This is a genomic window from Bacillus sp. SIMBA_074 (assembly GCF_046534555.1).
GTDB classification, from domain to species: domain Bacteria; phylum Bacillota; class Bacilli; order Bacillales; family Bacillaceae_G; genus Bacillus_A; species Bacillus_A mycoides.
On the sequence record NZ_JAWRYM010001406.1, the window covers coordinates 1 to 203 of the forward strand.

Genomic DNA, 203 nt, shown 5'->3' on the forward strand with positions numbered 1-203 from the left:
GAGCTGACGAATACTAATAGATCGAGGACTTAACCATATAATATGAAGCTAATGTTATCTAGTTTTGAAGGAATATATATTTAAAATTCCTTTGGACATTCTCAAAAGAATGTGTATAATGATAAAAGTCTGGTAATGATGGCAGAGAGGTCACACCCGTTCCCATACCGAACACGGAAGTTAAGCTCTCTAGCGCCGATGGT

The 203-nt window shown here is 37.4% G+C and carries 1 rRNA gene; it reads left to right on the plus strand.

Going from position 1 to position 203, the window contains the following annotated elements:
- Positions 1 to 128 precede the first annotated feature (128 nt).
- A 5S ribosomal RNA gene (gene rrf / locus SB773_RS35340) occupies positions 129 to 203 on the plus strand; the annotation flags it as partial.